Consider the following 10,043-nt stretch of genomic DNA (forward strand, 5'->3'; position numbering starts at 1 on the left):
CCGTCGAGCTCCCGTGCCGATAGACACAGCGCCACCACGTGATCTCAGGGGGACTGCCGTCGTGCCGATCGCCACCGACGCTGCGCCGGGCAGACCGCTCGAGACCTGGGTCGCGCGGGAGACCGCGCACCTCGCGACGGCTCGTCCGCTGCTGTACCGCGCCCTGTGGTGGATCTGGAGGCACCCCGCGGCCGCGCTGCTGCCTTTGGCGGTCGTCGTCGGCGGGATCGCCGGCTTCATGCGGCAGGACGGGGACCAGGTCCGATTTCGTGCCGCGGGAGCGGCGATGTTCGGGCACGGGGTGCTCGACACCTTCGGGAACAGCTGGATCCAGGTCGGACCCGTGTACCTCGCCGCCCTCGGGGCGTGGGAGCGGGTAGGCACCCTCGTGGGACTACCCGAAGGCGCGATCGGGACGTCGTCCGCGGCGCTGCAGAGCCTGCTGATCGGCGCGCTGGCGTTGACGGTCGCAGGACGTGCCGCTGCGCTTGGCTTCGCGCCCGTCCGGCGGACGCAGTGGATCGTCGGCACGGTCGTCGTCCTCGGCGGGCTCCTCAACCAGGCGATGTTCGCGGACCACCCCGAGGAGCTGCTGCTCGGTCTCTTGGTGGCCTTGGCCGCCGTCGAGGTCGGACGGGGGCGCCGAGGCCTCGCCGCCGTGCTCCTCGGGCTGGGCGCCGGGGTCAAGACCTGGACCCCGATCTGCGCCGGGGTCCTCTTTCACGGGCGTCGCGCGCGGGCGACGGCCGGCGCCCTCGGCGCTCTCGCCGTCATCCTCGCCCTGATGTACGGCCCCTTCGTGCTCTGGGGGAGCGTGGCGACGTTCGACCTCTCCTGGATCCTGCCGACAGGCAGCTGGTACCAGTCGCTCGCTCCGTCCGCAGTGACCATCGGGTGGGGCTTTCGCCTCCTGCAGGCCGCGGTGGCGGGCGGTGCCGGGGCGCTGCTCGCGCTTCGGCGTCACGGTTCCGTCCTGGCGCCGGCGGTCGTGTCGCTCGCTGCGAGGCTGCTCGTCGACCCGATCCGGCTGTCGTACTACTGGACCGCGCTCGGCGCCGTTCTGGTGGTCTGGCTCTGGACCACGCCGACGCCCCTCGTGCGGCGCGTGCGTGTCGTGGCGACCCTCGCTCTGCCCGTGCTGACCCTGCAGCCCGTGCTGCCCACCGGGGCCTGGTGGAACGCCGGGACCGTGGTCTGCGTGGCTGTGCTCGTCGTGTGCGTGCTCGCCGAACGGCAGCCCCGAATCTCCGGGCCGAAGCCCGGCGGCCCGGCAACCGCCTCCGCGCCGGTCGTTCGCGACGAGATGCGCGTGCCATGACCATCTCCACGGCACCCGGCGAGACCGGGCGGTTGGTCCGCTGGACGCATCGTGAGCTCGACGCGCTGGCCGTCTCGAGGCCACGCGTCGAGGCGCTCCTGCGGCAGGTGTGGCAGCGGCCAGGTGCCGTGACGCTGTCTCTCGCCGCCGTCACGGCCGCAGGCTTCGCGGCCGTCGTCCCCGGGGGCGATGCCGGCCTGTTCCGCGAGGCGGGCACGGGGATGATGGGCCACGGCTTCCTTCAGGTGTTCTCCGACGGGACCCTCCAGATCGGGCCCCTGTACCTCGCGACCGTCGGTGCACTGGCCTGGGTGCTGAACCTCGGCGGCTCGCCGTTGCTCACACGCACCGTGCTCGCCGCCGCTCAGGCGGCCCTGCTCCTGTGGTGCGCGCTGGCGCTCGTCCGTCGGTGCGCCCGCCGGGAGGGGCTTCCTGAGGTGGGCCCGCAGTGGGCGGTCGGGCTGATGCTGGCGATCGGTGGGTTCGTCGCCGAGGCGATCGGCAACGGTCACCCCGAGGAGATCCTGGTGGGCCTGCTCCTGGCCCACGCCGCGCTGTGGGTCACGGAGGGCCGTCCGGCGCTGGCCGGGCTCGCGCTCGGCCTCGGTGGCGGCCTCAAGCAGTGGGCGGCGTTCGGGGGCGGGGTCGTCCTCCTCCGCCGGCGCTGGCGCGACGTCCTCGTAGCGGCGGGCGTGGCCCTGCTCGTCGTCGCTGCCCTCTACGGTCCGTTCCTCCTGTGGGGAACCGTGCACACGTACGACTTCCGCTGGGGGATCGACCAGCGCTCCCTCCTCGGCCGCGTCGGCGCCTCGTGGGGGTTGTCGGACTGGGGCCTCCGCATCCTTCAGGGCGGTCTGGCCGGCCTGGCCGGTTGCGTCGCGGCCTGGCGGAGGCCTCGCTCGCCGCTGACCCCCGTGGCGGTCGCCGTCGCCGTGCGCCTGCTGCTCGACCCTCTGCGCCTCACCTACTACTCGGGCCCCCTCGTCGCGGTGCTCGCCACCTGGGCGTGGACGAGTCGGCACCCGGTCGTCGTCCGCTGGCGGGCCCCGCTGACCCTGCTGTCGCCGATCATGGTCCTCGCCCCGTACCTGCTACCGCCCGATGCCACCTGGGCGGCGGGCTCGGTGCTTCTCGTCGCCGCTCTGGCGTCACTGGCAGGCGCCGGCTATCCGCGGCGCGCACGGCGGAGCCTCCTCCGACCGGCGGTGGGCGCGGACTCGTAAGGCGGACGCACGGCGCCCTCCGACGGTCAACGGCGCCGTGCCGTCCACGGCCCCAACTACGCTGACCCGGTGACCACCCCTGTGCCCGCGGACGGGCCTCGCATCGTCCTCGTCGGGCCGCCGGGATCCGGGAAGACGACCGTGGCCCACGCCCTCGCCGAGCGCTGGCAGCTCGCGGTCCGCGACACCGACTCCGACGTGGAGGCCGTCGCCGGCAAGCCGATCTCGGACATCTTCATCGACGACGGCGAGCCCGCGTTCCGCACGCTGGAACGGGCCGCTGTGGCCCGGGCGCTCGTCGAGCACGACGGCGTCCTCGCCCTGGGCGGTGGCGCGGTGCTCGACCCGCTGACCCAGGAGGCGCTGGCCGCGTACCGCGCACGCGGCGGCGTGGTGGTGTTCCTCGACGTGTCGCTCGCGCACGCGGCGCCGCGGGTCGGGCTCAACCAGTCGCGCCCGCTCCTGCTGGGCAACCCCCGCGCCCGATGGCAGGCGCTCATGAGCGAGCGCCGGCCGGTCTACGAGGCCGTCGCCAACCTGGTCGTCGTGACGGACGACCTGCTGCCCGGTGCCGTCGCGGAACGGATCGAGGCTGAGCTCTCCGCTCGTCGGGCCGCGGCGACGCTCACGCCGCCGAACCCGGGATCGTCCCGAACGGGCGAGCAGGCGGAGGACGGCGCGAGCCATGGCTGAGCCGCGGACCATCCGTGTCGGCGGCGACCAGCCGTACGACGTCGTCGTCGGCCACCACCTGCTCGGCACCATCCCGGCGATGCTCGGCGCCGCGGTCCAGCGCGTGCTCGTCGTGCACCCGGCCGCCCTGGCCACGTCCGCGGACACCGTGCTCGAGGACCTCCGCGCGCACGGGTACGAGGCCTTCGGGGCCGAGGTGCCGGACGCCGAGGACGCCAAGACGGCTGAGGTGGCGGCGTTCTGCTGGGGCGTGCTGGGCCAGGCCGGCTTCACGCGGTCGGACGCGGTCGTCGGGCTCGGGGGCGGCGCGACGACCGACCTTGCCGGCTTCGTAGCGGCGACCTGGTTGCGCGGGGTCCAGGTGATCCAGGTGCCGACGACGCTGCTCGCGATGGTCGACGCCGCGGTCGGTGGGAAGACCGCGATCAACACCGCGGAGGGGAAGAACCTCGTCGGTGCCTTCCACTCCCCGGCCGGAGTGGTGTGCGACCTGGCGGCCCTCGAGTCCATGGAGCGGTTCGACTTCGTCGCCGGGCTGGCCGAGGTGGTCAAGGCAGGGTTCGTCGAGGACCCGGTGATCCTCGACCTCGTCGAGGCGAACGTGCCGGTGCTCACCGATCCGGTCGCGGCCTCGTCGTCCGACGTGCTGCTGGAGCTCGTCGAGCGGGCCGTCGCCTGGAAGGCGCGCGTCGTGGCCGCGGACCTGCGCGAGGCGGGGCCCCGGGAGTTCCTCAACTACGGGCACACGTTCGGGCACGCGGTGGAACGGGTCGAGCGGTACCGGTGGCGGCACGGGGCGGCGGTCTCGGTGGGCATGGTGTACGTCGCCGAGCTGGCGCGGCTGGCGGGGCGGCTGTCCGACGAGGTCGTGGACCGGCACCGCACGGTGCTCTCCGCGCTCGGCCTGCCCGTCAGCTACCGCGGCGACCGGTGGGAGCAGCTGCTGACCGCGATGCAGCGGGACAAGAAGACCCGCGGCTCGCTGCTGCGGTTCGTCGTGCTCGAGGGGCTGGGCAAGCCGGCCCGGCTGGAAGGGCCGGATCCAGCCCTTCTGGCGGCCGCCTACGCCGAGGTCGCGGCGGAGCCGCGGACGGGCTCCGCGTCGCGCATCGACCTGTAGCCGGGCCTCAGCCGCACGGGGACGTCGTCAGGCCACCACTGTCGGAGTACCACGCCGTCGGCGCCTTCCCGGCGGGCGCTCCGGCGAGGCAGTAGCCGGAGGCGACGGGGATCAGCTGCACGGTGACCTCGGCGGACGGGCGGAACCCGAGGTCGCCGAGCGACGCCAGGTCGGTCGGGTACGTGCCCGTCTGCGCCCGGAACACCTGGATCGCGTCCGCGGCGGCCATCAGCTGGGAGCTGACCCGGGCGGTCGTCACGGCGTCGAGCTCGCGCTGCGTGGAACGCGCGACGAGGCGGCCGCCGACGACGACCGCGACGAACACCAGGCCGCCGACGACGATCGCGGCGACGACGACCCAGACCATCGTCCCATCGGGACGTCGGCGGGGAACGCCCGCGGGTGCGGGCGGGCTGGGCAGCGCGGGCACCGCCCCCGGCCCCGGTTCGACGACGCCCCACCCCGGCACGAGGGGGTCCGACGGCTGGCGCTGCACGGGCATCGGGGGCACGTCCGCCTCCGGCTGCCACTGGGCGGCCCCCCACGAGCCGGGCTCCTCGGCCTGCGACATCTCACCCCCCGGGACGGATCGATCCACCGATGGAGGTATCGGCGCGCGGCAGCCTCGACTCGATCGATCCGGCCGGACTCGCTCGTCGTCCCCTAGCCTTGCGGCGTGACACGCGTCCTCGTCCTCAACGGACCCAACCTCGGCCGGCTCGGCGTGCGCGAGCCGGAGGTCTACGGCTCGGCGACGCTGGCCGACCTGACGGCGGCGGCCGCCGGCTGGGGTGCGGAGCTCGGCCTCGAGGTGGAGGTCCGGCAGACCGACGACGAGGCCGAGCTCGTCGGCTGGTTGCACGAGGCGGTCGACACGCGCTCGCACGTCGTGCTCAACCCCGCCGCGTTCACCCACTACTCGTACGCGCTGCGGGATGCGGCCGCCCAGGTCACGGAGGGTGGGCTGGTGCTCGTCGAGGTGCACCTGTCCAACCCGCTCGCGCGCGAGGCGTTCCGGCACGTCTCGGTGATCGGGCCCGTCGCGACCGGCACGGTCGCCGGCTTCGGCTTCCAGTCCTACGAGCTGGCGCTGCGAGCCGTCGCCGCCCGCTCGTAGCGGGACAGGCGGCGGCGCCGCGGTTCGCCGACTCCGGTGCACTCCGGACCGTGATCCACGGTCCCAGGCCCATCGGAGTCGGGGCGCCGAAGGGCGCACCCCGACGTCGGGCGCCGAGGCCCCTGGGAGTCGGGGTGCCGAGGGGGCCCAGTTCTCCGACTCCGGTGCGCTCCGGACCGCGATCCACGGTCCCCGGCCCACCGGGGTCTGGTGTGTCGAGGCACCTCTCCGGGGTTGGTGCGTGGAGGTACCTCTCCGGGGTCGGAAGCACCGAGGCGCCCACAGCCACGGACGGAGCGGGCGCGGGACCCAGCCGCACGGCGTTGAGGGGGCGGGCGGCCGGGTGTGCGTGAGCCTGGCGCCATGCATGGGTCGTCGTGGGTGCCACCCCTCGCCGGTCGCCAGGCGGGCGCGTTCACCCGGCGACAGGCCCTCGACGCCGGCATGACGAAGTCCGAGGTCGCCTGGCGGGTGCACTCGGGTGTCTGGGTCCCCGTGGCGGGCGTCGCGCTGCGGCACTGCGCGCGGGTTCCCGACGAGGTCATGGAGGCGCATGCCGCCCTTCTGACCTGGCCGGACGCCGTCATGGTGCTCGGCAGCGCGGCGCGGCTGCACCGGATTCCCGTCCGGAGCGACGGGCGCATCCATGTCGTCGTCGCGCCCGGTCGGCGACCCCGCGGGCCCCTCGTCCCGCATCGGTTCCCGCTGGAGGACTCCGACACGACGCACGTCCTCGGGATCCCCGTGACGACCGCGCGGCGCACGGCGCTCGACCTCCTGGGGAGACTCCCGGAGACGGCCCGTCTCGAGCTCCTCGCCTGGGTCTCGTCGCGACGCATCCTCACCGCCGGTGACCTGACGTCGTGGGTCCATGAGCACCGCCGGCGGTGGGGCAACCGCGCCCGGGTCGCGGCGGCGGAGCGGCTCGGGTCGGGCGCCGTCAACCCGGCAGAGGAGCGCCTGCACGCGATCCTGCGGCGCGGCGGCGTCGTCGGCTGGCTCGGCGGCGCCTCCCTGCTGGAGCATCTCGGCATCCCCGCCCAGGCGGATGTCTACTTCCCGTCGACACGCCTCGTGATCGAGGTGGACGGGCGTGCGGCGCACGGCCCGGATCGCTTCCAGGCGGACCTCGCGCGTCAGAACATGCTGGTGGCCACCGGGTGCACGGTCCTGCGTTACACGTGGCTGGACCTCGTGGCGCGCCCCGAAGACGTGCTTGCCGAGATTCGCCGCACGCTGGCCGCGCTGCAAGCGCGACTCCGGTGAGCCCGGGACCGCTCAGCACGGTCCCCGCTGCACCGGAGTGGCACACAGTTCAAGCACTCAGCCTTGATTTTGGGAAATCAAGGCATCAGACTTAAGTCATGTGGGTCATCACGGCCGATCAGCGGGGGAGCAGGGTGGTCGGCGAACGCGTGGCCGAGCTCCTCGCCGGGCTGCCCGACGTGGCGGGCATCGTCCGCCCCGCCGAGCGGACGGTCGGCGACGAGGTCCAGGCGGTTCTCGACGACGCGCGCGGTGTGGTCGACCTGACGCTGCACCTGCTGCGCGACGGCGGGTGGAGCGTCGGCATCGGCGCCGGCGCCGTCGACGAGCCTCTGCCCACGTCATCCCGGGAGGCATCGGGGGAGGCCTTCGTCCTGGCACGCGAGGCCGTGGACTCGGCGAAGAGCCGGCACCGATCCGTCCCGGTGGCGGTCCGGGGGGCTGACGCCGACGCCGCCGCCGACGCCGAGGCCGTCCTCACGCTCGTCGGGGCCGTGGCCGCCCGGCGCAGCCCGGCGGGATGGGAGGTCGTGGACCTGGCCGTGGCCGGCGAAGCGCAGTCCGCCATCGCGCGCCGGCTCGGCGTCAGCGTCCAGGCCGTGAGCCAGCGGCTGCGGACCGCGCTCTGGGCCGAGGAGGTGGCCGCGCGTCCGGCGGCCGCCCGGCTCCTCGTCGCGGCGGCGGGCTGACCGGCAGAGCACGTCCCGCGGCGCGTCCGTTGACGGTCGCGGCGGCCCCCGGCACCCTCGCGAGGGTGAACCCGTGGCTCGGCGCCCTCGTCGTCGTCCTGACCCTCGCCCTCTCCACGGGCGGAGGCTGGCTGACCACCCGGCTCGTCCTGCACCTCGCGTCGCGCTCGTCCGACGCCGGGAGGGCGACGAGCCCGGCGAACGCCCTCGCGTCCCGTGGCGGGACGCACCCGGGTTCCGTCGGCGGCGGCTCTGTCGATGCGGCCGTGCCACGGGCCCCCGGCGCGGTCACGGCCACGACGAGCCCGACCGCCGCGCCGCCCGGGGGTGGCCGCGCGACGAGCCCCACCGCGCCGCCCGACACCACCAGCCCTGCCCGGGCGGGCGAACGTGGCGCGGGCGCCTCGACCGAGGCCGACGGCGAACCGGCCGACACGACGGAGCCCGCCGCGACTCCGGCGTCGGACGGCCCCGAGGGACCCCGCGCTCTGGCGGTGCTGCGCGGTGGGACGTGGATCGGCCTGCTGGAGCGCCTCGCCACCACCGGTGCACTGCTGCTGGGCGAGCCGACGGCGGTCGCGGTCGTGGTGGCGGTCAAGGGTCTCGGCAGGTACCCGGAGCTGCGCGAGTACCCGGCGGCGTCCGAGCGGTTCGTGGTCGGCAGCCTCGCGTCGCTGACCTGGGCCGCCGGGGTCGGCTTCGTCGGACGCTGGCTCCTGACCCGCTGAACGGTGATCGCGCCGGCCCGAGGAGCCGGCGCTCCCCAGGCGGCCGAGCGGTCGGGCAGCGTCGATCGGCCGAGCGAATCCAGGTTGCGCCCCGCACAGCCATGCCGTTGTGTCGACCCATGCCCGAGCGATGGACCAAGGCGACCGTGTACCCCGACATGTGGGTCGACCCGGCGGAGGACCCGCGCGAGGCGCTGCGGACGCCCGCCGGCGAGCTCGCCACCCACCGGACCTACCTGCGGCAGTACCGCATGACGCTGGTGATGAAGTGTGACGGGCTCGACGCCGACCAGATGGCTCGCCGCTCGGTGCCGCCGTCCACGCTGTCGCTGCTCGGGCTCGTCCGGCACCTGGCGTACGTCGAGCGCACCTGGTTCCGTCGGGTGCTCCAGGGCCAGGTGGACGTCCCGGCGCTCTACGTCACCCCGGACAACCGCGACCAGGACTTCGACGGCGCGGTCCCGGACCCGGGCGTCGTGGCGGAGGCGTGGGCGACGTGGCAGGCGGAGGTCGACGACGCGGACACCTGGCTCGACACGCTCACCGACGCGGACATGGGTCGCACCGTCGACAACCGTGGCGAGCCCGTGACCGTCCGCGACGTGCTGGAGCACCTCGTCGAGGAGTACGCACGCCACCTCGGCCACGCCGACCTGCTGCGGGAGTGCATCGACGGGCGGGTCGGCCAGTAGCGCGCACGGTAGGATGTCCGACGGCCTGCGGGCCGCGGCGGCCGGACGACGAGCCCACAACGGCGGACGACGACGCAGCGGCGACCGCTTCGAGCACCCCTCCTCGACAGGAAGACGACTAGTGGCGACCACGAACGACCTCAAGAACGGCCTCGTGCTGCGCATCGACGGCCAGCTGTGGACCGTCGTGCAGTTCCAGCACGTCAAGCCCGGCAAGGGCCCGGCGTTCGTCCGGACCACGCTGAAGAACGTGCTGAGCGGCAAGGTCGTCGACCGCACCTTCAACGCCGGCGTCAAGGTCGAGACGGCGAACGTCGACAAGCGCGAGATGCAGTACCTGTACAAGGACGGCGACAACTTCGTCTTCATGGACATCGTCACGTACGACCAGGAGCACATCTCGCAGGACGTCGTCGGTGACGCCGCGCACTTCCTCCTGGAGAACCAGAACGCGATCATCGCGACGAACGACGGCGTGCCGCTGTACATCGAGCTGCCGACCTCCGTGGTCCTCGAGATCACCTACACCGAGCCGGGCCTGCAGGGCGACCGCTCGTCGGCCGGCACCAAGCCCGCCACGCTCGAGACCGGCTACGAGATCCAGGTGCCGCTGTTCCTCGAGACGGGCACCAAGGTCAAGGTCGACACCCGCGACGGCAGCTACCTGGGCCGCGTGAACGACTAGGTGGCCGCCCGCACCAAGGCCCGCAAGCGGGCCCTCGACGTGCTGTTCGAGGCCGACCAGCGCGGCCTCGACCCGTTGACCGTCCTCGCCCGCCGGATCGCCGAGCCCGGCACGCAGGCGCCGGTGCCGCAGTACTCCGTCGACCTCGTCGAGGGGGTCGTCGCTCACCTGGAGCGCATCGACGAGGTGCTCGCAACGCACTCGCACGGCTGGACGGTGGCGCGCATGCCGGCCGTCGACCGCTCGCTGCTGCGCGTGGGGGCGTGGGAGATCCTCTACAACGACGAGGTGCCGGACGCCGTCGCGGTGGCGGAGGCCGTCGCGCTGGCGGAGGAGCTCTCCACGGACGAGAGCCCGTCGTTCGTCAACGGCCTCCTGGCGAGGATTGTCGAGCTGAAGCCGACGCTGCTCGCCTGAGCCGCCGACCTCGGTGCGCTCCGGACCGTGGATCGCGGTCCACGCCTCACCGGAGTCGGTGCGCGGGGGAGCGGAGACGGTAGGGTGTGCACGGC

General features: G+C 74.0%; 12 protein-coding genes. 11 read left to right on the forward strand and 1 reads right to left on the reverse strand.

Going from position 1 to position 10,043, the window contains the following annotated elements:
- Window positions 1–61: 61 nt before the first annotated feature.
- The 4 genes from BGO37_RS11235 to aroB all read left to right on the forward strand — a co-directional run bounded on the left by BGO37_RS11235 (window position 62) and on the right by aroB (window position 4,354).
- On the forward strand, window positions 62–1,318 hold the full coding sequence (locus BGO37_RS11235) for a hypothetical protein (RefSeq protein WP_291754890.1): 1,257 nt from the start codon (window positions 62–64) through the stop codon (window positions 1,316–1,318).
- On the forward strand, window positions 1,315–2,541 hold the full coding sequence (locus BGO37_RS11240) for a glycosyltransferase 87 family protein (RefSeq protein WP_291754892.1): 1,227 nt from the start codon (window positions 1,315–1,317) through the stop codon (window positions 2,539–2,541). Before BGO37_RS11235 ends, BGO37_RS11240 begins: the two co-directional genes overlap by 4 nt.
- Before the next feature lie 69 nt (window positions 2,542–2,610).
- Complete coding sequence (locus BGO37_RS11245) at window positions 2,611–3,234, forward strand: shikimate kinase (protein WP_291754894.1); 624 nt, start codon at window positions 2,611–2,613, stop codon at window positions 3,232–3,234.
- Window positions 3,227–4,354, forward strand: a complete 1,128-nt coding sequence (aroB, locus tag BGO37_RS11250; RefSeq protein WP_291754896.1) for a 3-dehydroquinate synthase — start codon at window positions 3,227–3,229, stop codon at window positions 4,352–4,354. Before BGO37_RS11245 ends, aroB begins: the two co-directional genes overlap by 8 nt.
- A 7-nt stretch (window positions 4,355–4,361) precedes the next feature.
- Here the strand turns inward: aroB and BGO37_RS11255 are convergent, their stop codons facing one another.
- Entirely contained in the window at window positions 4,362–4,925 is a 564-nt protein-coding gene (locus tag BGO37_RS11255; protein WP_291754897.1) for a hypothetical protein, read from the reverse strand.
- A gap of 105 nt (window positions 4,926–5,030) precedes the next feature.
- Between BGO37_RS11255 and BGO37_RS11260 the strand changes: the two genes are divergently transcribed.
- From BGO37_RS11260 to nusB, 7 genes are all read left to right on the forward strand, one after another.
- Complete coding sequence (locus tag BGO37_RS11260; RefSeq protein ID WP_291754898.1) at window positions 5,031–5,471, forward strand: type II 3-dehydroquinate dehydratase; 441 nt, start codon at window positions 5,031–5,033, stop codon at window positions 5,469–5,471.
- Between the two features lie 363 nt (window positions 5,472–5,834).
- Window positions 5,835–6,737 (forward strand): DUF559 domain-containing protein, encoded by a 903-nt coding sequence (locus tag BGO37_RS11265; RefSeq protein WP_291754899.1) that lies wholly within the window; start codon window positions 5,835–5,837, stop codon window positions 6,735–6,737.
- A gap of 98 nt (window positions 6,738–6,835) precedes the next feature.
- Window positions 6,836–7,426, forward strand: a complete 591-nt coding sequence (locus BGO37_RS11270) for a hypothetical protein (RefSeq protein WP_291754901.1) — start codon at window positions 6,836–6,838, stop codon at window positions 7,424–7,426.
- 65 nt (window positions 7,427–7,491) lie between these two features.
- Window positions 7,492–8,154 (forward strand): hypothetical protein, encoded by a 663-nt coding sequence (locus BGO37_RS11275; protein WP_291754903.1) that lies wholly within the window; start codon window positions 7,492–7,494, stop codon window positions 8,152–8,154.
- 119 nt (window positions 8,155–8,273) lie between these two features.
- Complete coding sequence (locus BGO37_RS11280) at window positions 8,274–8,846, forward strand: DinB family protein (protein ID WP_291754904.1); 573 nt, start codon at window positions 8,274–8,276, stop codon at window positions 8,844–8,846.
- A 121-nt stretch (window positions 8,847–8,967) separates the two neighbouring features.
- Window positions 8,968–9,531, forward strand: a complete 564-nt coding sequence (efp, locus tag BGO37_RS11285; RefSeq protein ID WP_291754906.1) for an elongation factor P — start codon at window positions 8,968–8,970, stop codon at window positions 9,529–9,531.
- Complete coding sequence (nusB, locus tag BGO37_RS11290; RefSeq protein WP_291754908.1) at window positions 9,532–9,948, forward strand: transcription antitermination factor NusB; 417 nt, start codon at window positions 9,532–9,534, stop codon at window positions 9,946–9,948.
- The last annotated feature ends 95 nt before the right edge of the window (window positions 9,949–10,043 follow it).

It is taken from the genome of Cellulomonas sp. 73-92, assembly GCF_001898175.1.
Lineage (GTDB): Bacteria > Actinomycetota > Actinomycetes > Actinomycetales > Cellulomonadaceae > Cellulomonas.

What these genes read in the sequence shown, in the direction of transcription:
- BGO37_RS11240 (WP_291754892.1), top strand. Translation starts at nt 1,315, where the DNA reads ATGACCATCTCCACGGCACCCGGCGAGACCGGGCGGTTGGTCCGCTGG.
- aroB (WP_291754896.1), top strand. Translation starts at nt 3,227, where the DNA reads ATGGCTGAGCCGCGGACCATCCGTGTCGGCGGCGACCAGCCGTACGAC.
- BGO37_RS11255 (WP_291754897.1), bottom strand. Translation starts at nt 4,925, where the DNA reads ATGTCGCAGGCCGAGGAGCCCGGCTCGTGGGGGGCCGCCCAGTGGCAG.
- BGO37_RS11265 (WP_291754899.1), top strand. Translation starts at nt 5,835, where the DNA reads ATGCATGGGTCGTCGTGGGTGCCACCCCTCGCCGGTCGCCAGGCGGGC.
- BGO37_RS11270 (WP_291754901.1), top strand. Translation starts at nt 6,836, where the DNA reads ATGTGGGTCATCACGGCCGATCAGCGGGGGAGCAGGGTGGTCGGCGAA.
- BGO37_RS11280 (WP_291754904.1), top strand. Translation starts at nt 8,274, where the DNA reads ATGCCCGAGCGATGGACCAAGGCGACCGTGTACCCCGACATGTGGGTC.